Here is a 24,310-nt window from a genome sequence, read left to right as displayed (position 1 = left end):
AAATACTCCTGTAGTGTCCTATTTTGTCGCGGATATGCCGCGCGCAAAGCCCATGTCAATGGGAAGTTTCGATGCCAGTTTGGTTTTTAAACCTTCACGCTGACCGCGTTGCCCTGCAGTTGAACGATCATTTTGGCAATCTGGATCACGGCGTCGGACGGTACGGTGCGCAGGACCTCGCCGGTCGTGTTGTCCACGATCGAGACCACCAGACGTTGCGCCTCGTCATCCATATTGAAGCGAATCCCGGTGGACCAGGCCTGCAGGGAATCGTTGATCTGGTCCAGCGTGTCGTCCAGTGAGTTGACCATGCCAGGCACGGGTTCCTGTTTATCGGGCCAGCGCTGCTGCAACTGGGTATCGGTACTGCTTTCCTTGATGGGGGTCACCGTGGTGGCCGCCGAAGGCATAGGGGTGCCAGGGTTTTGCTCTACAGGAGAAACCGGGGGCACCAAGGCCGTCGTTTGAGATGAAACAGAGTTAATCATGACATCACTCCAGAAGGGGCTTGGTGGCAGGCCGCGAAAGTAAGGCAGGGCTTGGCACCTTTAACGCTCCAATTACGGCACCTTGGCGCGTATCTTTAGGCGGTATTTCGGTTTTCAAGCGCATCCATCCCGTTTAAAGCCTGAATAAGATGGCGAAAGACAGTTTGATTTGGGGACTGTGTGGCAGGGGCGACAGGCAAAATAGTCCCATCTTTATTGTCCGGATTCGTGCCCGTCCATGCCTCGTTCAGAAGACGTCCTGGTTGAGCAGTACGCCCCACTGGTGCGCCGCCAGGCGCTTCAGCTTGTGTCGCGCCTGCCCCCCAGTGTGGAGCTGGATGATCTGATGCAAGCGGGCATGATGGGCCTGCTCGATGCCGTACGCCGCTACCAGGTGGTGGCCGAGGCTCAGTTTGAAACCTACGCCGTGACCCGTATCCGTGGGGCCATGCTGGACGAATTACGCAGTCAGGACTGGTTGCCACGCAGTGTGCGCACCAAAGCTCGTCAGATTGAAGTGGCCGTCAGCACCTTGCGTCAGGAGCTGTTGCGCGAGCCCACCGAGTCGGAAATTGCCCAAGCCCTGTCCATGAGCATGGACGATTATTACGAGCTGCTGGACGAGGCAGTGGGGGTTCAGGTGATTCACTACGAAGACCTGAAACGCCATGCTGACCCATCAGCCGATGCGCTGGAGTTTCTGGAGGACAATTCGCGGGAGCAGGCATATTTTGACAACCCGCTGAACCTGTTGACCTCCCAGGGGCTGCGACAAGCCTTGATTACCGCCATCGATCAACTGCCCGAGCGTGAAAAACTGCTTTTTGCGCTGCAATTCGAGCAAGACTTGAACCAGAAAGAAATCGCGCTGGTGCTGGGGGTGACCGAAGGTCGGGTGTCTCAACTTCGTAGCCAGGCCGTGGCCCGTATCCGTGCCAGTCTGGCAAAAGACAAGTGGGACGCTATTTCTGACAGTGCTGAGTTTCAGGTGCTTTTGTAAGCGTTTTCTGATTTTTTAGTGATAGTCGATCTGGCCTTTCCCGCCCTTGTCGTGCGGGAAAGGCCAGATTTGTTTTAGCGGTAGTCTTGCTGGAAGTTAGTTTTGACGGTGTTGAGCCGCTCCCGGTTGATGTTGGCCTTGATTTTGAACAGGCCCGCTGTTTCAACGGTTTTCTCGGCGTCCAGGAATTCCAGAACTGGCTTGTAGAAATCGCGGTTCCAGAAGTCATGGATGAAGATCCGTGCCGAGGTAGGATCTCCCTTCTCCAGTACGTAGTCAATGCTCTCTAGCGTGCTGGCCACGCGGAAGCGGCCATCGACCAGGATCAGATCAAAGGGCAGGTCCTGGGTGTGGATGGAGCGGCTGTAGTGGGGGAATTGATCTGCGGCACGTAGGTCAACGGGGTAGCCCCATTCTCGGGTGGGGCCGATATCAACGTGATTGACTTTGCAGGCCTGGCCGACTTCAGCGTGCAGTTGTTCCAGCCAGCGGCGGTCGCTTTCTACGCCATGCACATTCAGACCCATGCTGGCAGCCAGCTTGGTCGAGCCGCCACTACCAAATTCGTAGTAATGCTGGGCCTGATCCAGGCAAGACTCAAAAAACTCGATCTCGGCAGCCGTCATGGCCGGGATATCGGGAATCGTCATGCTGGGCAGATTGCGCAAGCGGGCTTGCCGCAGGTACTGCTCGGCTTTGGGGTGCTGATGCTGTGTCAGCAAGCGCTGGGCGTAATCGTGCGCCCCAAAGTAGGCGTGCAGGATAAAGGCCAGTTTTTCCAGGCGTTCGAGGGGAAGGTCTTGCGTGTTGCGCGGCAAGAACAGGGCAATGGCTGAATGGATGCGGCTGCCGCTGTGGCTTTCCTTGAGCTGCTCGTCGGTGTAGCCACTTTCACAGTCAAAGGCCATCAGCGTGTAGAACTCCAGGCCATGCGGTGCCAGCAGGTCCCGAGCCTGGGACAAGTCCAGTTGCTGGGCATCGCCTGGGGCAAAATGTACCTTGATGGAAACGGCCAGGGCTTGTTCCAGAGTGCGAGGCGCGTTGCTGAGCAAGGCGTGGTTGTCGTAGTTGTCGGCCAGCATCAGCCAATCAATGGGTGCATCCCGCTCCAGATCATCTAGTCGGATGGACGTCAGATCGAACTGAGCCAGCTCCTGGCTAGCGTTCATGACGGGAGGCAAGGTGCCGCTTTGCCGGTTGTCCAGACGGGCCTGGAAGCTGACAGCGCCGCCATGCCCCAGCACCGCTTGCTGGACGATTTGCAGTCGGTTGCGATTCAGCGGAAGAAGCAGGTCCTGCGTGGTCGCGGCCGGATCAAAGCAGATGACATGCAAAGCCCCGGTTTCATAGAGCTGCTCGAACTTGGCGTCCTGAAGCAAACGTGCACCGTGATCAATAAGCACCACCGGGCTCTTTAGTTCGAAATTGAAGTCCTGATCGTCATCGGCCTTTGGCAAGGGTACGGCAAGCGAGGCGCTTTCCTGGTCTTCAAAGCGAACTTGATGGTCCGCCTGGATGCCAAGCGCGGCAGGGGCGACACCGTCGCAGTGACGTTGCCAGATCGCACGCAATCCCTGACGTAAGGATTGAGCAAAAGAGTCGTGATCGCAGACTGGAGAATTCAGGAACACCTGGCGCATTTCGCTGCGCAAGGAGGCCAGCAGGGCGTGATCCTGAGCCAGCAGGCAGGCCAAGGACACGTAGTGATCCCAGGACTGGGCAACCAACTGCGGATACCCGGCGTTGCTGATGTGGCTGGTGGAGTGGCGGCTGGCAAAGGTGGGGCCGGGCAGGGTGATGACCGGCACACCCATCAACATGGATTCCAGCGTGGTCAGACCACCGGAGAAGGGCCAGGGGTCCAGAGTGATGTCTACTCGGTTATAGGTTCTGAGTAGCTCGCGATGATTGGACTGGCCTTCAAAGTCCAGGCGCTCGGGATCAATGCCTTGAGCTTGGAAACCGTCCTTGATGCGCTGTTTGAACTCTTCGCCTTCGTACAAAGAGCCTTTGAGCAGTAGGCGGGCATCGGGTACGGCTTTCAAAATAGCGGCCCAAGCCTCAATGGTGGGCGCATTGATCTTGTTGGCATTGTTAAAGCAGCCAAACGTGATGTGGCCATTTTCGCTCAAGGGGGCTGGGCCTACCTCGGGAACATAGAACGGAGGGGTATAGCTGATGTAGCCGTTGGGCATGCGTATCAGCTTTTCCGTGTAGTCCGAGTCTGTTCCCTTGGGGCTCTCGAAGCGGTCCGAGATCAGGTAGTCGATATAGTCCAGGCCCATGGAGTTGTTCAGGCCGCCTACCCATTTCACGATGAGCGGGGCGGGTTTCATGGACAGCATGCGCAGCCGGGTGCCTTTGTGATAGCCACTCATGTCGATCAGAATATCAATCCGGTCGCGACGGATTTGCTGATTGAGCTGATCATCGCTTAATGCAGCAATTTCGCGCCAGGCGTGACATTGTTCACGAAATTGCGCGGTGAGATCGTCGGGCTTGTCGGTGCTGCTGTAGGCGTACAGCTTGAATTCTTTCTTGGGCAGACGAGTTAGCGAGCCGCTGGTCATGCGAATGACGGGATGATTGCTAAAGCCATCGGATAGCAAGCCAATACGCAGTGTGCGGCCGGGCAGGCGACGTGTGTCTGCTGCTGCGCGCCGGGGGTAGGCAAACCGCTTTTGCCAGTCTTGTTGCAGTTGAGCAATAGCGGCCAGATCCAGATTCGGGTTGAAGTGCTCGTCGGTAATGACCTTGCCCAGAATCAAAGCGTTCTTGGGGTCCTGGCGATGGGCCTGGTGCAGCAGCTTGCGCGAACCCTCCAGATCACCGCGTTTTGCATGCAGCTCGGCCAGTTTGAACCAGGCTACCGCGCTGGGCTTTTGCTTGATTTCCTCTTCCAGCAAGGTTTGGGCGGCCGCATAGTCTCGGCAAGCCACGTAGACGTCCACCGCCAGATCGCGTGCAGTCAGATCTTTTGTCAGTTTGAGCCGGGGCAGGTAGCTACGTGCATCCTGGGGGCGTTTCTCGTTGATCAGCGCCTTGATGATGAGCGACAGGCTGGCCTGGTGCTCGGGGTGTTGGGCAAGCAGCGCTTCCAGAACGGGAATGGCGGCACAGAATTGGCTGCTATTGAATAACTGGAGGGCGTCTTGGTAGCGCGTATCAGGGGACGCAGAGCGGTCAGAGGAGGACATGGCGTAGTAGGAAGCTGAAGTCTCGTTCAAATCTGGCTAGCATACCGGCCACGCTTGAGGGTCAATGCGTGAAATAAACCGGTTTTTCAGGTCTTTGGCCCAAAAAAAACCGGATATTGCAGGCAATATCCGGTTTTGGGGCAACTGGCCGACAAAATGAATCTGTCGGCCCGGTGTGCAGCAGCTGATTAACGCAGCAGCGACAGAACCGTTTGTGGAACCTGGTTGGCCTGGGCCAGAACCGATGTACCAGCTTGTTGCAGGATCTGAGCACGAGTCATGTTGGAGACTTCGACAGCGTAGTCGGCGTCTTCAATGCGCGAACGCGAAGCGGACAGGTTGGTAACCGTGTTGTTCAGATTGGCGATGGTGGACTCGAAACGGTTTTGCACAGCACCCAGGTCGGAGCGCAGGTTGTCCACGTCCTGGATAGCGGCGTCGATCGATGCCAAAGGAGCGACCAGCGACAGGGTTTCTTTGTCGGTCACTTCAGCGCCACGAGTCACAGCGATGGTGTTGGTTGTCGCGTTGGCGGTCATGGTGCCAGCAGCGTATACCTTGCCTTCGTGCAGGATGTAGTTGGTGGAAGTTGCACCTGTGGTCTGAGTCAGAACAGTACCACCGCCAGCGGCGTTAACCACGGTGTCGGCGTTACCCATCACTGCGTCAACGGCTGCACCGGTGGTGGTGGCAGCAGCAGCAGCGCGCATTTCAAACTTGGTAGTATCGAATTTCTTGGCCAGCTTGGAAACGTCCAGATCTTTCAGGTTCAGCGTTTCGGAGTCGATCTTTTTCAGGTTAACCGAGATGGTTTCACCGTCGTTAGCACCAACCTGGATAGCCAGGGACTGGTCTTCGGCCAGCACTTTCACGCCGTTGAACTGAGTTTGCTCGGAAACGCGGTTGATTTCGGCCAGACGCTGGTTGATTTCAGCCTGGATCGAAGCCAAGTCGGTTTCGGAGTTGGTGCCGGTGGTCGCTTGCACGCTCAGGGTACGGATGCGCTGCAAGTTGTTGTTGATTTCGTTCAGCGAACCTTCGGTGGTCTGAGCGATAGAGATACCGTCGTTGGCGTTGCGGGCAGCTTGGGTCAGACCGTTCACGTTAGCGGTGAAGCGGTTGGCAATAGCCTGGCCGGCGGCGTCGTCTTTGGCGCTGTTGATGCGCAGGCCGGAGGACAGACGCTCGATGGCTTGACCCAGTGCGCCTTGCGATTTGCTCAGATTGCCTTGGGCAACGAGGGAAAGCGAGTTCGTATTGATAACAGACATGGTAACTCCCAATGTTGAGTAGAGCGGCGAAACGGTTTCGCCCTTTGCCCAGGAAAGCGTTGGCGTTCTGCTAGGCCCCAGGGGGCTGATCGCGCATTCGACACACTGCGTTCTTCCTGTACAGCACCATTAACGGAAGGGGTCAAAAACTCTTTAGGGGGCGGTTGAGAAAATTTTCTGCACTTTACCTTGACGCCTTGATAGCGGCGGCTTCAAGCATTGCCACCCGGTGTGCCGATGGGCTGTTTGCTTTCATGTTCTGGTCCTGGGGCCTGACTTTCCCCTGTCCGGTGCTTGGGGATGGGGCAGAGATCTCTGGGCGGTAGCAGGCAATCAAGAGGTCTTGTTTGAATTGCGCTATCTATATAAGTAAAGAAGCAAACGTAAAGAAGCAAACGCAAAAAAAGCAGGCGGGACCATCTATTGACGGCCCCGCCTGGCAAAAATTGAGCAAAAAACGGAATCAGGTGGATTCAAGCCGCGAACCCACCTTTGTGTTTACACAGCAATAGGCTTACCATCCGCACGTTGAATTACCACGGTCGAAGAACGTGGACGCACCGTATCCATGCTGGCCACTGTTGCGTCATGGGTGTCATAGGCAGGCCAGTTCACCGGGTGCTGAATGTTCAGGAACAGGCTGGTGTGGTCGGGTGTCATGGAAAAGCCCGTGATTTCGGCTTCGTTTGGCCCCACGAAGAAGCGACGCAGATCGGACTGATTGTTGGCATTGATGGCCGGGCCAGTGCCCGAGCTGTCTGCCAGCGCGCCAGGGATAACGGCCAGCATCTGGTCGTTGGTGGCGCGGGCGACATTGTTCTTGCGACCGCCGTCAATACCGTTGTCGGTCTGAATCCACAAGATGCCACGGCTGTCGAAACCCAGACCGTCGGGGCTGGCCAACTGGTTCAGATCGGTCAAGCCAGAGCGGTTGGTCTCTGCGTCCGCACCCGAGTCCGAGCCGAATACGAAGATGTCCCACTTGAACTTGTTTGAACCGGGTTCGTCGTGCCAGCGAATAACGTGACCGTTGACGTTGTTCAGTCGCGGGTTGGCGGCGTTGGTGCCGGTCGACGCGTTGCGGCTGGTGTTGTTGGTCAGCGTCAGGTAGATATCGCCATTGCTGGGGTGGGTGGCCGTCCATTCGGGGCGATCCATTGGGGTGGCTCCCACAAAGTCGGCTGCGCCACGGGTGTTGATCAGGATTTCTTCCAGGGTTTTGAACTTGTCAGACAAGGTGCCGCCATCTTTGCCTGGGGTGGTGCCTGTCAGTGCCAGCCATTCGCCCGAGCCGTCTTCGTTAAAACGGGCCACATACAGGGTGCCTTTGTCCAGATACTTCGCGCCCACGGCCAGACGGTCGGTGCGCTGGGCATCTTTCGGGTCCCAGTTGGCGTCAGATACGAAGCGGTAGACATATTCAAAGCGCGAGTCGTCGCCGCTATAGAACGCCAGGGGTTTGCCGGCCTCGGGTTTGCTGTAGGCGCAGCCCTCGTGCGCGAAACGCCCCATGGAGGTGCGCTTGGTGGCAATGCTGCTGGGGTCGTACGGGTCGATCTCGACCAGGTAACCAAAGCCGTTGACTTCATTGCGCCAGTCATCGGTGGCGCTTGCGCCGGTTTCGGTTACGTTAAAGCGGGCGAATTCACCCAGGACTTCCGAAGGATCCTGGGCAGCCGTTTCCCACTTGTAGCGGCCAGTGGGGCCTGCCGATACGCCGACGCGCTGCTGGTGTGCGGGGCGATTGCCGGTGTTGACAAAGCAGGCCGCCCAGTTCTCTTCGGCGGTGATGTACGTGCCCCACGGTGTGGTGCCGTTACCGCAGTTATTGTTGGTGCCGCGCACCTGCGTGCCGTTGGGCGAGAAGGGGGTTTTGACCCAGTCCGTGCCGCCAATAGGGCCAGCCAGTTTCATGGCAGTGGCAGAGGTAAAGCGACGGTTGTAGCGCGAGTTCTGAACGATGTCCCAACGGCCATTGCTACGGCGAATATGGATGATGGCCACACCGTGGGCGTTGATTTCCTTGCGCACTTCCTCGGCCGGGCGCTTGCCATTGATCAATGTCGGGCCATTGGGGTGCAGGGCTGTTGAGTCAATGTATTCGTGGTTGACGGCTAGCAAGCCCTCGGTAGAACTGCCCTCCAGCGGGAAAAAGTGCATGCCGTCATGGTGCATGCCCATGGAGTTGAGCAAGTCGTTGGAGCTGTTATTGCCGTTCTTGTCCCAGGGTAGGGCGTTGTCATTGATGGGCGTGCCCCAGGGAGCCAATACGTGGGCGATGTAGCCGGGGGGAACCACACAGCCGTCGGTCATGGAGGTAGGCAGGGATTCAAAACCCAGTTTGACGCTTGTTGGTGGTTCCGGATCAGGGCCGGGGCCGGGGTTCGGCTTCTCGCCGCCGCCGTTATCGGTGGAATTGCCACCTGTGCTGTTGCTGTCACAGCCTGCCAGGCCAAAGCTGGTCATGGTGGCCAGGGCAGCCGCCAAACCACCGCGCATCACGGCACGGCGCGACAGGCTTTTTTCCAGAATTTCACTGAAAGGGGTGTTCTGACTGACGTTACGTACTGTCTTGTCTGAGATATGTTTGCTCATAGTGATCAATAGCGCCAAGGCTGAGTTGTGGGGGGTAGCGCTCATGCTAGTGGCTCAAGGTGAAAGGACGATGACACTTTTCCTGCAGGAGGTATTTCTGCACAGGACAAGCAGGATTGGGTCACAATAAGGGGCCATAGCATGGTGCAATTGAACTAGGCATAGACTGTGACAATGTCTACCTCCCCCTCTCGTCCTGATTCCCCCGAACGCCGCCTGCGTCGCATGAAGCGCAGCGCTTTGGCCTTGCTGGCGCTGACTATCTGTCTGTTCCTGCTCAGTCACGCCATGATGCGGCAAGGCGAGGCGGCACCTATCGCCGCATTCTGGCCCTGGCTGCGTGCTTTTAGCGAAGCCGCCACAGTCGGTGCGTTGGCAGACTGGTTTGCCGTCGTGGCCTTGTTCCGCCACCCGTTGGGCCTGCCGTTTCCGCATACTGCGATTATTCCCAACAAGAAAAACAGCCTGGGTGAAAGCCTGGGCGTCTTTGTGCGCGACCATTTTCTGGACTCCGCCATGCTGCTGGAAAAACTGCGTAGTCTGGACCCGGCGGCGCGGTTGGGACAGTGGCTGTCGCAACCCGAACAAAGTGAGCGTGTCAGCCGTGCCTTGCAAACCGCTATGGGTGAGGCTCTGCGTTTGCTGGACGAGCGCAGTGTCAAACAAGCGCTGACCGATGGCGTGCGCGGCTATTTGATGCGGGTGGATATGGCTGGCTCCAGTTCCCAGATTCTGGGGCTGCTGACACGCAATGCCCGGCACCAGCGCCTGCTCGATGAGGTCTTGCAGCAATTGGGTGGCTATCTGTCCAATGAGGCGGTCAAGCAGCGCGTGGCCGATGTGTTGGTGCGCTACGCCCAGCGTGAATGGCCCAAGCTCCTGGCCATGGTCGGAGTGGTCACGTCGGTAGATGAGCTATCGGGCAAAATGGCGGACCGTCTGGCGCGTGCCCTGGTGGACGAAGTGCAAACCATTTTGAGCGAACCCGAGCACCCTTTGCGCAAGGATTACGAGCAATGGGTACACGACTATATTCAGCGTTTGGGTCAGGACCCGGAGTTGATGGAGCAGGTGGAGGCCATCAAGCAGCGCTTTTTGCACCATAAGGATGTGGGTGAGTACATTGATGGTGTCTGGACGGATGTCATGCGAGTTGTACGCAATGACCTGGCCAAAGAGGACTCTTCTGTGGCGGCCCATCTGCGTCAGGTCGCTCAGGATTTGGGTACGCGCTTGAATACGGATGCGACGCTGCGTGAAACCTTGAATGAACATATGCTATCCGCGGCAGCGGGCCTGGCCGAGCAATTGCGCGAGGGGGCCAAAGACCATATCGCGCGCACCGTGCGTCAATGGGATGACAGGCAACTGGTGCGCGAGCTGGAACTGACTGTAGGTACGGATCTGCAATACATACGCTTTAACGGCACGGTGGTGGGCGGCTTGGTTGGCGTCGGCCTGCACGCGATCCTGTTATTGGGTCTGGTTTAAAAAAGAGCCTGCCAGATCAGCCTTATGCGAACGCCTTGGCCGTGTTTGAAAAACATAACAGGGCATTGCTGATCAGGATGGGCTTAATCCACGGCCTTGTCGAATGTGGAAGATAAGGGGGGGCAGAGAGACGTTCGGCGCTTTGCCCCCAATATTTTTTATCAGGCCACTTTCAGCAAGGGCACAGGCTCCTGGGTGGCATTCGGATCAGGGACATACGTGGAGCGGCTAGCCACACCCGTATTCAGCAGTTGAATGGACAGTTTCAGCTCTTGTGCCTGGCGACTTAGCTCGTGGACGGTCTCTCCCAGGCTGCGGGCCAGATCGGCATTGTCGTTGGTGTCATTGTCCATGGTGGAGACGGCATCGTTAATCTGTGCCAAGCCGCTGGCTTGCTCATTAGAAGCCGTGGAGATCTCGCTGATCAGATGCGTGACATCCGAGACCGATTGCATGATCTCATCCATGGTGGTGCCGGCGCGTTTTGCATGATGAGCACCAGTTGCCATGCGGGCCAAGGAATCTTCCACCAGGGTTTTAATTTCCCCAGCGGCCTGTGCGCTTTTTTGCGCCAGGCTGCGTACTTCACCAGCCACCACCGCAAAACCCTTGCCGGCCTCACCGGCCCGAGCCGATTCCACGGCGGCATTCAGCGCCAGAATATTGGTCTGAAACGCCAGCCCTTCAATAATCGACACAATATCGCCAATACGTTCGGAGCTATTGTGGATGTCCTGCATGGTGCTGACCATATCCTGGACCACTTCACCTCCACGGCGCGCATTGGACAGGCTTTGGTCGGCCAACTGATTGGCCAGTCGGGCATTGTCTGCGGTTTGCTGCACATTCATGGTCAGTTGCTCCATGTTTGCAGCTGTGCGTTGCAAGGAGCCAGATTGGGCGGCGGTACGGTTGGATAACTGGCGGTTGCCGTCTGCAATTTGCGTGGAGACATCCAACGAGGCCTGAATGCCTTGATGCACGTCGGTGGCCAGGCTCAGCAGGCTTTTGCGCATCATATCCATGTAAAAGTACAGTTGCGCAATTTCCTGGCTGCGGGTGTGTTGCGGGTTCAGGTCGATCAGCAAATTGCCAGTCGCAATTTGCTGGGCGATATGGGTGGCACTGTGCAGGGGTTGCATCATGCGCTGGGTCACAATCCAGCCATAGGCCAGCGTGGCCAGACTGACCACCCCCAGGCAGGCTAGCCCGGTTGTCAGATAGGTGCCCGAGGCACCACTGCCCAGGAGCAGTCCAACGCTTAGGCTGACCAAGGCGCCTGTTAGAACCCCGAAGCGCAGCAAGCTGGCGCGCAGGCTGCGGTTCAAGGGCTGCAACAGGGTGCTCAGGGCAGAGCGCCAGCCCCTGGCTTGCAACTGGCCTTCATGCAGACGAAAGCCGCGCAGCCCTTGTTGCTGGATGGAGTGGTACAGATATTCTGCTTCTTTGATTTCTTTGGGCTGGGCGCGTACTCGTACCGAGGCATAGCCATTGACGCGGCCGTTTTCGATTAAAGGAATGACGCGGGCCTTCACCCAGTAAAAGCCGCCGTCTTTGCGGCGGTTCTTGATCAGTCCCGACCAGGATCGTCGTTGCTTGAGGGTCTGCCATAAATCCTGAAAAATCACGGCGGGCATATGGGGGTGGCGCACGATATTGTGGGGAGCCCCGATCAACTCATTGTGGCTGTAGCCGCTAACCTCGATAAAGACCGGATTGGCGTAAATGATGCGCCCCTTCAGGTCTGTTTTGGAGATTAAATAGGTTTTTTCGGGTACCTGTGTTTCATGAGACGTAATGGCTTGATTTTCACGCATGATCTGGCCCTGTTAAAGACGTAGGCGGAAAAGGACAGATCATTATGTTGCATATCGACTCAATTTTGTTACCTAGTATTTGTATTAGAGTCTAAATGTTTCATTGTGATGACATGCAGAACCCAGGGTTCCAGGGGTAGGGTTTTGTGTCTTAGTTAGTTGATTTTATTATTGATTATTTTTTTCAGGGATGTCGGGTTTAAAACTCGATCCCAGATTTATTGTTTTGTCTAGCTGTCAGTTGTGTCAGGCTCGGTGAGGGAACCGCCGAGCCTGATTTTATGGTTTAGCGGCGAATCGCTTCCAGGCGGGCGTTCGCTGTTTTGGCACTTTGAGCCTGAAAGGGTGGTGTGTTCTGGTAAGACAGCACCTGCATGGTGGGCGCCTTGCTCAGTTGGGTCAACGCGGGGGCATTTTGGGTGGTTTCGGCTGAACCGGTATTCAAGGCCTTGATCGCGTCAGCCAGTTCGGACGCTTCCGTGGCCAGATCGCTCATGGTGTTGCCCAGATCCTGCACCAAGGCTGCATTTTGCTGGGTGACTCCATCCATCTTGGCCATGGCTTCGTTGATCTGATCCAAACCGCTGGCTTGTTCGATCGAGGCGGTGGAAATCTCGCCAATAATGTCGGTGACGCGTTTAACCGAATCGACGACCTCACCCATGGTGTCGCCCGCGCGGGCGGCTTGCTCGGCACCCACGGCCATGCGGCCCACCGAAGCATCAATCAGGTTTTTGATCTCGCCTGCGGCTTGCGAGCTTTTCTGGGCCAGACTACGCACTTCACCGGCCACCACGGCAAAACCACGGCCTGCTTCACCAGCACGGGCTGATTCCACGGCCGCATTCAGCGCCAGGATATTGGTTTGGAAGGCAATGCCTTCAATCACGGTGACGATATCGCCAATACGACGCGAGCTGTCGTGAATGCCTTGCATGGTCTGCACTACTTCATTGACCACTTCGCCACCCCGTTGGGCAATCTGCATACTGGCATCGGCCAGTTGGCTGGCTTGATTGGCATTGTCGGCGTTCTGGCGTACGGTCACCGTCAGCTCTTCCATGCTGGCGGCGGTTTCTTGCAAGGACGCGGCCTGGTCCTCAGTGCGCGAGGCCAGATTGGTATTGTTCACTTCCAAAATGCGCGCAGCATGGATAGAGGCGTCAATGCCGGCGCGGGCGTCGCTGGCAATCCCCACCAGGCTCTTGCGCATCAAATCCAGACAGAAGTAAAGCTGACCAATTTCCGAATTGCTTTCGCTGGAGTTCAGGTCAATGTCCAGTTGCAGGTTGCCGGTCGCAATTTGTTGAGCAATCAGAGAGGCTTGGTCCAGGGGGCGGATCACGCGTTGGGCAATCAGCCAGCCGTAGCCCATCATCACGGCACTGGCCAGACACAAGCCGCCCGTCAGCCACAAGCCCGAACCTTGTGGAACTCCACCGGTCAGGGCGAAGTATAGGGCCGTGCCGGTGGTCGCCAGCGCCAAGGTGCCCATGCGGAACAGGCTGGCACGCAGGGAATTGCTGAAAGGGCGGCGTAGTTGGCTCAGGGCTTTGCGCCAGCCTGTGGGAACGGCACGGCCTTCATGCAAGCGCACGCCCTTGGCGCGTCCTTCATTGATGGCGGCATACAGGCTTTCTGCCTCGTCGATTTGTTCCTGGCTGGGTTTGACGCGCACGGATGCATAACCGGCCACTGTGCCATTTTCATAAATGGGCACCGCCATGGCGTACACCCAGTAAAAGCCACCGTCTTTGCGACGGTTTTTGACCACGCCCATCCAGGGGCGTTTGCTTTGCAAGGTATCCCAGAAATCCTGGAAGGCCTCGGGCGGCATGTCGGGGTGACGGACCAGATTATGAGCCTTGCCAACCAGCTCCTCACGCGTAAAGCCGCTGATTGCAATAAAGGCCGCGTTCGCGTAGGTAATTCGACCTTTCAGATCGGTCTTTGAAATGAGGTACTGATCGGCCCGGACGCGAACCTCGTCCTGGGTAATGGGGAAATTCTTACGCATTCATCATCCTGGAGGAGAACAAAGGGGGCGCGGGGGGCCGTCAAGCCCGCATGGACCATGCAAAAGGCATAGGCTTCGGTTTGTCTGGAAACAAGCTAAATTGTCAAAAGCCTTATATTTTTGCGAATGGCGGAGCAGAACAAAGCGTGAAACTGTTGTCTGATCAGGCCTCTGACTGAGCGCTTGCTTGTCATTTATGGCAAACACATACAGTTCAAACGCTTAACGGCAGCCAGGTTCATTTCTTTAGGCTTAGATGTTCATGAATGATAATTTGATCATCTGAAAATAATGTACTGACTGTATTTGCCGGTCGTGTGGCTGTCGTCAACCGGAGCAAGGCGGGCCTCGCTTATAATCCGCCAGACGCGCACTGGCGCGATTCAGAAGGAGAATATGTGAGCGATATGCAGGAACCTGTAGTCAGTGCGGAACTGGTGGCTGTTTTGGTGGCTGTCAGTGACGGTGAGCCTCGTGTTTTGACCACGGATGCCGGACAGGCCTTGCCCGCCGGACCGTTTCAGCACACGCACCGTTCTTTGCAAACGGGGCTGCGCGATTGGGTGGAAACCCAGACTCATCACCCGGTAGGGTATGTGGAGCAGCTATATACCTTTGCAGATAGGGATCGTTTTGATGCGCAGGGCATGCGTATTGTGTCGGTCAGCTATGTCGGGCTGACACGTGAAGTGGGTCAACCGGATGTGGCCCAGGTGATCTGGCAGGATTGTTACCGCTATTTCCCGTGGGAAGACTGGCGCGACGGCGCGCCCAGCATTATTCAGAGCACCATCGTGCCTGCGCTGCTGAACTGGTGCGAGCAGGATGAGTCCTTGCGCGCCTTGCGTCGTCAGCGAGTCAATTACAGCTTTGGCCTGGAAGGGGCAATCTGGAACGAGGACTTTGTCTTGCAGCGCTACGAGCTGCTGTATGAGGCGGGCTTGTTGCCCGAGTCCTGTCGCCGTCGCCAGCGTGAACAGCAAGAGCTGGGCAAGCATGATGAGCTGGGTCTGGGCATGCGCCACGATCACCGCCGTATTCTGGCCACTGGCTTGGCGCGTCTGCGTGCCAAAATCAAATACCGTCCCGTGGTGTTTGAGCTGATGCCACCAGAATTCACCTTGTTGCAATTGCAGCAGGCTGTGGAAGCTTTGGCTGGGCGGGGACTGCATAAGCAAAATTTCCGCCGTTTGATCGAGCAGCAAGCTTTGGTGGAAGAAACTGGCGCCATGAGCCTGGGAGGGTCAGGCCGACCCGCCAAGCTGTTTCGCTTCCGTGGCGACGTTTTGTTTGAGCGCGCCATCTCGGGCAGTAAATTGCCGCTGGCCAAACAAGCGCGCTAAAAATTGGGCCGATGGCTTGACAGTGCTTATGCTCAGGAATAGCATAAATGCACCGTGCCAGTAGGCCTTATTTTTAGTAATTTAAATACTCATAATGAGCATAACAAATGCCCCCGAGCCGGCAGCGCAAGCTGCACAGACACGAGCTCACCGTATCCCTGCCTTGCCCGACGTCATTCTTGAGCCTTTGGTGCGCGCCACCTTGCAAGAAGACTTGGGCCGCGCCGGTGATTTGACGACGGATTCCATCGTTCCTGCAGCAACACGCACACAAATGCGTTTGCTTGCCCGAGAGGAAGGCGTATTGGCGGGTCTGGATTTGGCGCGTTTGGCGTTTACCTTGTTGGACCCTACGCTGCGCTTTGAAGCCCAATTGCAAGATGGGGATGCCTTGACGCCAGGTGCACAGATTGCGGTCATCAGCGGCTCGGCCCGTTCCATGCTGACGGCAGAGCGTTGCGCCTTGAACTTTCTGGGGCATCTAAGTGGCGTGGCATCGGCAACGGCCTCCATCGCCCGCGCGATTGCGCCTTATGGCACCAAAGTCACCTGCACCCGCAAAACCATGCCAGGCCTGCGTGCCGTGCAGAAATACGCGGTGCGGGTCGGTGGTGGTAGTAACCATCGCTTTGGTCTGGATGACGCGGTACTAATTAAAGATAACCACATTGCTGTGGCCGGAGGCGTCAAAGCCGCCGTGGAAGCGGCCCGTGCGTACATTGGTCATCTGGTTTGCATCGAGGTGGAAGTTGACACCCTGGAGCAACTGGACGAGGTGCTGGAACTGGGGGTGGACAGCATTCTGCTGGACAATATGGACACCGCAACCTTGACCGAGGCCGTGGCCCGTGTGGCAGGCCGTGCCAAAACCGAAGCCTCTGGCCGTATCACCCCAGAAACAGCCGTAGAAATTGCCCGTTGTGGTGTAGACCGAATTGCAGTGGGCTGGATTACGCACAGTGCCCGTGTACTGGATATTGGTCTGGATGCTTGAGTAGAGAAACGTGTTGGCTGTCATGGCGGGTTTTCAGGTGGGTAAGCGGGCGGCGGTCGCCGCCTTGCTGGCAATCGTGGCGTTGGGCATGAGTCATCAGGCGGCGCAGGCCAAGGAGACGACTGCCGGGCAGGTGGAGAAGTATCCCGTCAGGCCTATTACCGTGATTGTCACCTTTCCGCCTGGGGGCGGGACCGATTTGCTGGCCCGCAAGTTGGGGCCCGAGCTGGAAAAAAAACTGGGTCAACCCGTCATTATCGACAACCGCCCCGGTGCCAGCGGCAATATTGGCGCACGAGCAGTAGCCTACGCCCGTGCCGATGGCTATACCTTGTTGATGGCCAATAGCTCTTTTGCCATCAATCCCGGTGTTTTTCGTAATCTGGGCTTCAAGCCCAAAGAAGACTTTGCGCCGATCGCCAATATCGGTTTTGTACCTTCCGTGATTGTCACCGGGCATGACTCGGATATTCAGACTCTGGAACAGGTGCTGGAGCAGAAGTCCGAACCGTCGTTGGCGTATGCCTCCTGCGGTAATGGCACTCCCCAGCATCTGGCCGGGGAAATGCTTTACGACTTGTGGAGCACGACCTTGCTGCACATCCCGTATCGTGGCTGCGGGCCGGCATTAAATGACGTGGTTGCCGGGCAAGTGCCTATCGGGATCGTGACCTTGTCCAGTGCGGCCACCTTGATCGAGTCTGGACACTTGCGTGCCTTGGCCGTCACTTCAGCCCAGCGCAGTCCGGTTTTACCCCATGTGCCTACCGTGGCTGAAATCAGTGAAACTGATTTCGAGCTGGACCAATGGCACGGTTTGTTGGCGCCGTCCCATACGCCTGAACACATCATCAAAACGTTGAATCGTGTCGTGCAACACATTGTGGCGGACCCAGCCATGCAATCGCAACTGCTGGGACTGGGCTATACGCCGCAAGAAGGCAATCAATCAGCGCAAGCCAGTGGCTTCAAGGCCATGATCTGGAATGATATCGACCGTTTTGGGGACTTGGCGTATAGGATTGGTTTGCAGGTGGATTAGAACGGGGAAGGACTTGTTTCAGTGCAATGCCTGATCGAGGACCGTGAGCCCTAGTTGTTGTTGTCCTGCTCCAGCACTCGAATACATCAGCGCCTCAGGCAATAGTCAGCTTCTCTATAGAGTCGTGTCGGCCTTTCAGATAGTTTCAGGCCCAGACAGCCGTTTGGGCGTGTCTGGGCCAATGTCTATAGAGAGGGGGGAGATAACTGAGCTTGTGTCTGTCTAACTAACGGTTATGCACTTACAGACAAACCTGCTTCTATTAGAAGAAGCTGTCCTCGCTGGGAGTTTCAGGAACAGGCTGGGTCGCAAACCAGTGTTTTTCCAGTAGCAACGTGTGGGTCAAACCGTCCTTGCTGCAGTTGGAGTCGATCTCTATCTGGCCGCGCTGGCTGCCGCCTGCATTGAAATTGTCAGCTTCGACCTCGGCGGCGGCCATATAAGCCTGCAGGTTCAGATCAGGCTGGCCACGATCCAGAACAAACTGACGAATGGCTTCAGTGCCTAACTCATTAAGGGTGTAGGTGTAGTTCATGGTGTGCTCCTGATTATTGATCTTGATGACTCGGGAACCTATTTCTGAATCCTAGCACGCTGAGGGTGGTTGCCGGATGGCAAAGCGTTACGGATTTTCGCGAAAAAAAGATAGGGCCCATAAAAAAAGCAGCTAGGCGGAAATCCGCACATCGCTGCTTTATAGAGAGTCTGTTTTTTTAAACCTGCTTAGAAGCTGCCAAAAATCGTCCCCAGTGTGATGACTGCAATCAGCGCAATCAAAGGCGTCACCATGGTCACCATGGCGATATTGCCATAGGACTGGCGGTGATTGAGCTTGCAGATGGACAGCAAGGTAATAATCGCGCCGCAATGGGGTAGCGTATCCAGACCACCGGCAGCCATCACCGCCACACGGTGCAGTAGCTCCGGGCTGATGCCGGCTTGTTGAGCCATCGCCAGATAATCTGAACCCAGCGTCTGCAAGGCAATGCTCAAACCACCCGAGGACGAACCTGTAATCCCGGCCAGCGTCGTCATGGCGACCGCTTCCGAAATCAGCGGATTGCCGGGGGCCACGTTCAACACAAAGTCTCGAATAATCGCAAAACCTGCCAGGCTGGCAATGACGGCACCGTAACCAACTTCAGAGGCTGTATTGAACAAGGGCAGCATAAAACCAAACACGCCTTTGTTGATGCTCTCGCGCAGGCTTTTCCAGTGACCCAGACGACTGATGATCAGCACCAGACTTGCCGTAATCAAGGCGATAATCAGCGCCCACAGACCCGTAATCTTGGCAGGGTCAACTTGAGGGAAACGCTCGGCCATGAATGTAAAGTTCGTGCCGGGAAAAATGCGATAGGTAAACAAGGCATTGATGCCAATCACCAGAATTAAAGGCAGGATAGCCAAGAAAATGGGCATGGGTTTCTGAGTATGTGTGCTGTCTTCGGCGCTAGCATCAAAATGATCCTGTCCGTGATCGCCATAGTCTTCACCTTGGGCAATGGCTTTGCGTGCTCGAGACTGTAGCCACCACAAACCACCCAAAGCCATGATCAAAGCACCAATAATCCCCAGGCCAGGGGCCGCAAACACGTTGGTGCCGTAGTAAGGAATAGGAATCGCGTTCTGAATGGCAGGCGTGCCAGGCAGAGCAGTCATGGTGAAGGTGAAGGAACCCAAGGCAATCGAAGCCGGGATCAAACGCTTGGGAATACCTGCCGCACGAAACAGATCCTTGGCAATCGGGTAGATGGCAAAGGCCACCACAAACAAGGACACCCCCCCATAAGTCAGTACGCCGCATACCAACACAATGGTGGCAATCGCATGGCGATGCCCCAGTTTGTGTGTAATCCATTGAGCAATTGCCTGAGCCGCTCCGGAGTCTGCCATCAACTGACCAAACAAGGCACCTAACAGGAAGATGGGCAAGAACTGAAGTACATAGCCGCTAAGCGCGCTCATGAAGGTGGAGGTGTAGATGGGCAACAAAAACCCGGAGTCCCCCGAGAGCAGCACAGCTAAGGCGGCCATCAAGGGAGCCAGCAACAGAACCGTCACCCCCCGATAAGCAAAAAACATCAGCAGCAAAAGCGAGACAACAATAGCAAGCGTACTGGCCATAAACAAAATTCCTGTGGAAAGTCCGGATCACGGACGAGTCATTAAATGAAGACGGATCTAGCGCCGAGCAGGCAGTGTAGCAACAGAGAATGACAAACAGGATTGATAGCGCGCAAGGGGGAGAGAAGGGGGGATGGCTTGAGTGCTTACTTTTTGTAGCATGTGCCCGGTTTGGGTAAGGGCATCTGGAAATGGCTAAGCCTAATAAATACAAGGGCTTAGCGTTTCCATAGGAGAAAATCATCAAAAAGATGAAAAAAGTTCGAGATAAGTGCTTGCCAAAAGAAGAAACCTTGCTATAATTTCTTCTTCGGCGCATTAGCTCAGCAGGTTAGAGCGACGGAATCATAATCCGCAGGTCCCCTGTTCGAATCAGGGATGCGCCACCAGAATACCCCTGTTAAATCAGGACATTAAAGCCACCCAGCCGGGTGGCTTTTTTGTTTTCTGCGGCTGGGTGTCAACCAAGTGTCAACGCAGGATTGGATAACGACGGTTGCTGATGCTGACCACTTCTTGTCTTCGCCGCTTGCATGCGTGTTTCGACTTCATGTGTGGGTACGCTGAAATTGTCTTGGCGACACATCATTGACCTGGCCAAGTGCCGGTTGTCACCATTGCCATCTTGAGACGGTGCCTGCCATGTCAAGGACGGGCACGGAAGCCGCAGCCCGGCTGGCCGGGACTGGGTGAGTACCCGGCGAAGCGAATCCTTGACACACCATTGATCACACACGCTGTCTAGCGGCGAGCGTGGGGTTTGGGGGCAAAGCCTATGATGGTGAGCGCCAACAATAATTAGTCGGATTGGGACAAAGTCAGTAAAAGTAGTAAGCCGACCTAGCTACCTCGTAGATAATTCGATAAACATTGGAATTTCTGATAGATCCGTTTGGCACCTAGCTAATAGCGGAAATGATGATTTTTGATGCATTGCCTCTGCAATGGCATCTCCTATGACCATTGGGAAGTAGCGATGATCTTTGATAAAACCTGGTTCTTTGCCCCAGGTTATCGCTCCGCGCAAGGAGTCTGCTATTTGAGGATTGACCGCGGCGATGCTGCTCATAAGGGTAGGTTCAATAATTTCCCCAGTAGCTACGGTCAGCCATGCGTGCAGATTTATTCCAGATCGATTTTGATCTCTCAGCTCGGGCAAGGAGATTCCTAATGTGCTCCATTTTTGAAAATCCTCCCAGCTTGGATTAAAAACGGTCTTATTAGATTTCCAGAGCTGACCGATCGTAAGCCACACAGGGACTTCAAGTATTTTCTCTGCATAGGGACGAATATAATGACACCACTTTAGGCATTGTCCTGCTGAACTGGAGAAATCAATAATATTAGCTGCCTCTCCAATCTTCCGAATAAAATCCCCATCAGCCCCCAGTACATCATGATTCTTCCAGTTTATTTCTGGAGTATCAAAGCCCAGCGTTCTTGTAAACAGAACAGATTGCTCAAGTAAAACTTTATAGTCACCGATTTCATTCATGCCCTGCGGTAGATAGGGAAAGGGCGCAACTGAACTAGGTAAGCCAAAAAATTTTAATATTTTCTTAAACATATCTTTCTCAAAAAAAACTTAACCAATTATGCCGTAAGCTATTGATTTGTGGCTGCGCCAGCCGCTGAATGAATGATAGGGTTGCAGCTTTTCACTATGCAACCACTCAGTCATGTGCAACGCGGATCAGCAGGTCATTAATGGATTAAGTGTTCTTGCTGTATCCAGATGTTCTGGAGCAAGATGCGCATACCGCATGGTTGTTTTTAAATCCTGGTTCCCCAGGATGCGCTGCAAAGTTAAAATGTTTCCGCCATTGATCATGAAGTGACTGGCAAAGGTGTGTCGCAGCACATGTGTGAGTTGCCCCAGCGGTAGTTCAATACCGGCCCGTTCGATGGCCTCCTTGAACGCTCCTGTGCAACTGGTGAAGATTGCTCCCATGTTCCGGTGCTCGGCATGATGAGCAAGAATCTTGTCCTGGATTTTTTGACTGATCGGTACTGCCCGCGCTTTTCCTGTCTTTGTTCGGGCAAATTGGATCAGTCGTTGTCGAATTTGCTGTGGTTGTAGTTGTTCTGCCTCACTCCAACGGACCCCCGTGGCAAGGCAAATTCGAGACACCAGATCCACATGTGGATTGGTTGATTTCTTCAGCTCGACTAGTAGCACCGCGATCTGCTCCTTGGTCAGATAGGGCAGCTCATTTTCCTACACCTTGAGCTGGCGTAGGTCTTTCAGTGGGTTATCCTCGTTTCCAGACGCCAAGCCGGATCAGCTCATTGAAGTCAGACGGCTTATAGCCAGTATGCATACAGCAGCCTGATCAGCCTTTTACCGTTCACACCGACCGAGTCAGTCCACCATCCACCTTGATGTTCTGGCCGGTAATATACCCAGCGCCATCCGATAACAAGAACGCAATCGTCGCCGCAATTTCCTCGGCTTTGCCATAGCGTCCCATGGGTACGCTTTCTCGTCGTTCTTCGGTCGCGGGCAGGCTATCAATCCAGCCGGGCAGCACGTTGTTCATGCGTACATTCTTGGCGGCATAGCTGTCTGCAAAAATCTTGGTGAAGCTGGCCAGCCCGGCGCGAAATACCGCCGACGTGGGGAACATCTCCGCAGGCTCAAACGCCCAGGCCGTGGAAATATTCACAATCGCCCCGCCACCTTGTGTGGCCATGATGGGCGCCACCAGTCGCGCTGGACGCACGGCATTCAGAAAGTAGACGTCCATGCCTTTGTGCCAGCCTTCGTCGCTGATCTCCAGAACCGGGCCACGCGGGCCGTGTCCGGCGGAGCTGACCAGGGCGTCGATACGTCCCCAGCGTTGCATGGTCAGGTCAACCAGCCGCTGCAAGTCCTCGTTGGATTGATTCGATCCGGTCAGACCGATGCCGCCCAACTCCTTGGCCAAAGCCTCGCCCTTGCCGGACGAGGACAGGATGGCGACGTGGTAGCCATCTTGGGCCAGTTTGCGGGCCGCTGCGGCACCCATACCCGAGCCTCCTGCGCTAATAAGTGCTACTTTTTCTACAGTCATGAGAGCCTCCGTGTGTTGAGATTGATACTATTATTTCAGCCTGCATTAGAAAAATCATGCGATAAATAAGCCTTCAAGGGTGTAGAAAAACTACTGTTTAAAAAATGATGAAATCTCGCCGTTCCTTGCCTCCGCTCAATGCCTTGCGTGCCTTTGAGGTATCTGGTCGTCGTTTGAGTTTCCGTGCCGCCGCGGATGAGCTGGGGGTGACGCAAGGGGCTGTTGCCCAGCAAGTCCGGGCCTTGGAAGAGCATTTGGGCCTTGCGCTGTTTCAACGTCATCCGCGTGGTTTGCAACTGACTTTGCCGGGTGCGGCCTATCTGGCCGAGGTGACTCGTGCTTTTGATACCTTGGCTGATGCAACCGGGCGTTTGCTGGTACGCCCTGATACGGTCACGATCAGCGTCACACCTACGGTGGCTGCCAAGTTACTGATTCCCCGCCTGGGGGATTTGCAGGCGGCCTTGCCTGATGTGGAGCTACGTACCGTGGCAACGGAGGCCTTGTCGGATTTTGAGCGTGATCAGGTTGACATTGCCGTGCGCCTGACTCGCCCGCCTTTTGCGGCGGACCTGGAGGCCCAGTTGTTGTTTCGTCAGGATGTCGTGGCCGTGGCCAGCCCCCGTTTGGTGGGGAATATGACGCTTCCTTTATCGCTTGAACAGTTGCGTGTGTTGCCCTTATTGCATGACGCTCAAGGGCATTGGGCTACCTTCTTGAAAGCCGGCGGCAAGTTGCCTGGCGCGGTATTCAACCAGACAACGCTGGCATTGGATGCTGCTATGGCAGGCCAAGGCGTGGCTTTGGCCTGCAAGGCTTTTGTGGCAACGGATCTGGCCGCTGGGCGCTTGGTGCAGGTGGCGCAGGCAGGGATTTTGGGACCGGACTTCTATCTGGTGCGCAGGCGCTCAGCCCCGGTCAGACAGTCGGCCCAGGCGGTATGGGATTGGTGCTTGCATAGATTGTTATTGCCTCAAAGGTTGGACGGGTTGCCAACTTGATCTGCCCAGAGAACCCGCATTAGGGCGGAGTTGATGGGGGTGGTCTTTGGGGTTGGTGTTTGCGGCTTGGAGCAACACATTGCCACAAACCGCTGCTCGCCATCCATGCTGCGGGTTGCTCAATGATCGCCATCATAAAATGGGCGTTTATTTGTCGCCCGCATCAGATCACGGGACGGCGCTGTGTATGCGTTTTAAAGAAGCGCCCAATTGCGCACAGAGCTCTTGCCTGTATTCATCCTCTTGAAACCGTGTCCGTGTCCCAGACAGTCCCAAGGCTCCCAGCAATTTCCCGTCGCCACTGAACACCGGCACTGCTAAAGCGGCCAGTTCCGCCACGCGCTCGCCCAGGGACTGGAAAACCTTGAACTCATAATCCTTGGGGCGGCCATCACTAAACTCCGTCAGCACATGCCCGCTGGCGCCTGTCATTGGCAAAGTGTCCCCCGTACACAAACGGTGGCCTACATCCCGCCATCCCATGGCGACCGCCACGCATAAGCGCTGCTCGCCGCTGCAATTGAAAAACGACGCTGTCTCGCCAGTTTGCTTGGCCAACAAATCCAGCTCCGGCTGCATGCTGCTGGCCAGCCAGTTGTCCATGCTCAGGTTGCGGGTGATGACGGCCAGCGCGTAGCCAAAGTAGTAAAGCTGCCGGCCATCTCGCCACACAAAACCTTGTTGCTCCAGGGTTCGTAGCAATCGCAGGGCGGTGGCCTTGTTCAAATCGCTGCGCTGAGCGATTTCCGTCAGGCTCAAACCTTCTTGTTGCCCCAGGGTCCGCAAGATCGATAGACCGCGTTCCAAAGCCGCGACCCCAGCCGGTGCAGACTGTTTTTGTACGGCTTGTTCAGGATTGCCCTTTCTTGACATC

At 55.7% G+C, this 24,310-nt stretch carries 18 protein-coding genes and 1 tRNA gene; 7 read left to right on the top strand and 12 right to left on the bottom strand.

Features of this window, described 5'->3' with window-relative positions; all coding sequences use genetic code 11:
• Nucleotides 1-86: 86 nt before the first annotated feature.
• On the bottom strand, nt 87-488 hold the full coding sequence (locus tag LNA76_RS07935) for a flagellar protein FlaG (RefSeq protein WP_230018696.1): 402 nt from the start codon (nt 486-488) through the stop codon (nt 87-89).
• Nucleotides 489-726: 238 nt separating this feature from the next.
• On the opposite strand from LNA76_RS07935, the gene LNA76_RS07930 reads away from it, so the two are divergent.
• Entirely contained in the window at nt 727-1,488 is a 762-nt protein-coding gene (locus tag LNA76_RS07930; protein ID WP_108727154.1) for an RNA polymerase sigma factor FliA, read from the top strand.
• Between the two features lie 74 nt (nt 1,489-1,562).
• Here the strand turns inward: LNA76_RS07930 and LNA76_RS07925 are convergent, their stop codons facing one another.
• From LNA76_RS07925 to LNA76_RS07915, 3 genes are all read right to left on the bottom strand, one after another.
• A complete protein-coding gene (locus LNA76_RS07925; protein WP_230018694.1) occupies nt 1,563-4,715 on the bottom strand; it encodes an O-linked N-acetylglucosamine transferase, SPINDLY family protein in 3,153 nt (1,050 codons plus the stop codon).
• Between the two features lie 158 nt (nt 4,716-4,873).
• Nucleotides 4,874-5,956 (bottom strand): FliC/FljB family flagellin, encoded by a 1,083-nt coding sequence (locus tag LNA76_RS07920; RefSeq protein WP_230018692.1) that lies wholly within the window; start codon nt 5,954-5,956, stop codon nt 4,874-4,876.
• A gap of 498 nt (nt 5,957-6,454) precedes the next feature.
• A complete protein-coding gene (locus LNA76_RS07915) occupies nt 6,455-8,596 on the bottom strand; it encodes a PhoX family protein (protein WP_230018690.1) in 2,142 nt (713 codons plus the stop codon).
• A 129-nt stretch (nt 8,597-8,725) separates the two neighbouring features.
• Here LNA76_RS07915 and LNA76_RS07910 point away from each other — a divergent pair, with 129 nt between their 5' ends.
• The gene (locus LNA76_RS07910; RefSeq protein ID WP_108727157.1) at nt 8,726-10,042 is read left to right on the top strand and encodes a DUF445 domain-containing protein; all 1,317 of its coding nucleotides are present in this window, start codon (nt 8,726-8,728) and stop codon (nt 10,040-10,042) included.
• 161 nt (nt 10,043-10,203) lie between these two features.
• Here the strand turns inward: LNA76_RS07910 and LNA76_RS07905 are convergent, their stop codons facing one another.
• Together LNA76_RS07905 and LNA76_RS07900 are read right to left on the bottom strand one after the other, a co-directional pair.
• Complete coding sequence (locus LNA76_RS07905) at nt 10,204-11,859, bottom strand: methyl-accepting chemotaxis protein (protein ID WP_108727158.1); 1,656 nt, start codon at nt 11,857-11,859, stop codon at nt 10,204-10,206.
• 286 nt (nt 11,860-12,145) lie between these two features.
• Complete coding sequence (locus LNA76_RS07900) at nt 12,146-13,876, bottom strand: methyl-accepting chemotaxis protein (RefSeq protein ID WP_230018689.1); 1,731 nt, start codon at nt 13,874-13,876, stop codon at nt 12,146-12,148.
• 407 nt (nt 13,877-14,283) lie between these two features.
• Here LNA76_RS07900 and LNA76_RS07895 point away from each other — a divergent pair, with 407 nt between their 5' ends.
• The 3 genes from LNA76_RS07895 (at nt 14,284) to LNA76_RS07885 (ending at nt 17,255) form a co-directional block, all read left to right on the top strand.
• Nucleotides 14,284-15,219, top strand: coding sequence for an NUDIX hydrolase (locus tag LNA76_RS07895; RefSeq protein WP_162496925.1), 936 nt, complete (start codon nt 14,284-14,286; stop codon nt 15,217-15,219).
• A gap of 94 nt (nt 15,220-15,313) precedes the next feature.
• Complete coding sequence (gene nadC, locus LNA76_RS07890) at nt 15,314-16,213, top strand: carboxylating nicotinate-nucleotide diphosphorylase (protein WP_108727161.1); 900 nt, start codon at nt 15,314-15,316, stop codon at nt 16,211-16,213.
• Between the two features lie 22 nt (nt 16,214-16,235).
• Entirely contained in the window at nt 16,236-17,255 is a 1,020-nt protein-coding gene (locus LNA76_RS07885; protein WP_230018821.1) for a tripartite tricarboxylate transporter substrate binding protein, read from the top strand.
• Nucleotides 17,256-17,517: 262 nt separating this feature from the next.
• Here the strand turns inward: LNA76_RS07885 and LNA76_RS07880 are convergent, their stop codons facing one another.
• A complete protein-coding gene (locus LNA76_RS07880; RefSeq protein ID WP_094196159.1) occupies nt 17,518-17,790 on the bottom strand; it encodes a hypothetical protein in 273 nt (90 codons plus the stop codon).
• A 188-nt stretch (nt 17,791-17,978) separates the two neighbouring features.
• A complete protein-coding gene (locus tag LNA76_RS07875; protein ID WP_108727163.1) occupies nt 17,979-19,382 on the bottom strand; it encodes a GntP family permease in 1,404 nt (467 codons plus the stop codon).
• A 312-nt stretch (nt 19,383-19,694) separates the two neighbouring features.
• On the opposite strand from LNA76_RS07875, the gene LNA76_RS07870 reads away from it, so the two are divergent.
• Nucleotides 19,695-19,771: transfer RNA gene (locus LNA76_RS07870), tRNA-Met, on the top strand.
• A 455-nt stretch (nt 19,772-20,226) separates the two neighbouring features.
• On the opposite strand, the gene LNA76_RS07865 is transcribed toward LNA76_RS07870, so the two are convergent.
• The 3 genes from LNA76_RS07865 to LNA76_RS07855 all read right to left on the bottom strand — a co-directional run bounded on the left by LNA76_RS07865 (nt 20,227) and on the right by LNA76_RS07855 (nt 22,435).
• The gene (locus tag LNA76_RS07865; RefSeq protein ID WP_230018687.1) at nt 20,227-20,949 is read right to left on the bottom strand and encodes a hypothetical protein; all 723 of its coding nucleotides are present in this window, start codon (nt 20,947-20,949) and stop codon (nt 20,227-20,229) included.
• Between the two features lie 126 nt (nt 20,950-21,075).
• A complete protein-coding gene (locus tag LNA76_RS07860; protein WP_230018686.1) occupies nt 21,076-21,561 on the bottom strand; it encodes a tyrosine-type recombinase/integrase in 486 nt (161 codons plus the stop codon).
• Nucleotides 21,562-21,730: 169 nt separating this feature from the next.
• Nucleotides 21,731-22,435, bottom strand: coding sequence for an SDR family oxidoreductase (locus LNA76_RS07855; RefSeq protein WP_230018685.1), 705 nt, complete (start codon nt 22,433-22,435; stop codon nt 21,731-21,733).
• A gap of 104 nt (nt 22,436-22,539) precedes the next feature.
• Here LNA76_RS07855 and LNA76_RS07850 point away from each other — a divergent pair, with 104 nt between their 5' ends.
• On the top strand, nt 22,540-23,436 hold the full coding sequence (locus LNA76_RS07850) for a LysR substrate-binding domain-containing protein (RefSeq protein WP_230018684.1): 897 nt from the start codon (nt 22,540-22,542) through the stop codon (nt 23,434-23,436).
• 168 nt (nt 23,437-23,604) lie between these two features.
• On the opposite strand, the gene LNA76_RS07845 is transcribed toward LNA76_RS07850, so the two are convergent.
• Nucleotides 23,605-24,309, bottom strand: a complete 705-nt coding sequence (locus LNA76_RS07845; protein WP_230018683.1) for an IclR family transcriptional regulator — start codon at nt 24,307-24,309, stop codon at nt 23,605-23,607.
• Nucleotide 24,310 lies beyond the last annotated feature (1 nt).

The sequence above is a fragment of the Alcaligenes sp. MMA genome (genome assembly GCF_020907215.1).
Classification (GTDB): Bacteria; Pseudomonadota; Gammaproteobacteria; order Burkholderiales; family Burkholderiaceae_B; genus Alcaligenes; species Alcaligenes aquatilis.
The sequence above is the reverse complement of the archived record's forward strand: the minus strand, read 5'-3'. Positions and strand labels throughout refer to the sequence as shown.

Excerpts from the sequence above, each read along its gene's own strand:
- LNA76_RS07935 (WP_230018696.1), bottom strand. The coding sequence starts at position 488 with ATGATTAACTCTGTTTCATCTCAAACGACGGCCTTGGTGCCCCCGGTT.
- LNA76_RS07930 (WP_108727154.1), top strand. The coding sequence starts at position 727 with ATGCCTCGTTCAGAAGACGTCCTGGTTGAGCAGTACGCCCCACTGGTG.
- LNA76_RS07920 (WP_230018692.1), bottom strand. The coding sequence starts at position 5,956 with ATGTCTGTTATCAATACGAACTCGCTTTCCCTCGTTGCCCAAGGCAAT.
- LNA76_RS07915 (WP_230018690.1), bottom strand. The coding sequence starts at position 8,596 with ATGAGCGCTACCCCCCACAACTCAGCCTTGGCGCTATTGATCACTATG.
- LNA76_RS07910 (WP_108727157.1), top strand. The coding sequence starts at position 8,726 with ATGTCTACCTCCCCCTCTCGTCCTGATTCCCCCGAACGCCGCCTGCGT.
- LNA76_RS07905 (WP_108727158.1), bottom strand. The coding sequence starts at position 11,859 with ATGCGTGAAAATCAAGCCATTACGTCTCATGAAACACAGGTACCCGAA.
- LNA76_RS07900 (WP_230018689.1), bottom strand. The coding sequence starts at position 13,876 with ATGCGTAAGAATTTCCCCATTACCCAGGACGAGGTTCGCGTCCGGGCC.
- LNA76_RS07895 (WP_162496925.1), top strand. The coding sequence starts at position 14,284 with ATGCAGGAACCTGTAGTCAGTGCGGAACTGGTGGCTGTTTTGGTGGCT.
- nadC (WP_108727161.1), top strand. The coding sequence starts at position 15,314 with ATGAGCATAACAAATGCCCCCGAGCCGGCAGCGCAAGCTGCACAGACA.
- LNA76_RS07885 (WP_230018821.1), top strand. The coding sequence starts at position 16,236 with ATGGCGGGTTTTCAGGTGGGTAAGCGGGCGGCGGTCGCCGCCTTGCTG.
- LNA76_RS07880 (WP_094196159.1), bottom strand. The coding sequence starts at position 17,790 with ATGAACTACACCTACACCCTTAATGAGTTAGGCACTGAAGCCATTCGT.
- LNA76_RS07875 (WP_108727163.1), bottom strand. The coding sequence starts at position 19,382 with ATGGCCAGTACGCTTGCTATTGTTGTCTCGCTTTTGCTGCTGATGTTT.
- LNA76_RS07865 (WP_230018687.1), bottom strand. The coding sequence starts at position 20,949 with ATGTTTAAGAAAATATTAAAATTTTTTGGCTTACCTAGTTCAGTTGCG.
- LNA76_RS07855 (WP_230018685.1), bottom strand. The coding sequence starts at position 22,435 with ATGACTGTAGAAAAAGTAGCACTTATTAGCGCAGGAGGCTCGGGTATG.
- LNA76_RS07850 (WP_230018684.1), top strand. The coding sequence starts at position 22,540 with ATGATGAAATCTCGCCGTTCCTTGCCTCCGCTCAATGCCTTGCGTGCC.
- LNA76_RS07845 (WP_230018683.1), bottom strand. The coding sequence starts at position 24,309 with ATGTCAAGAAAGGGCAATCCTGAACAAGCCGTACAAAAACAGTCTGCA.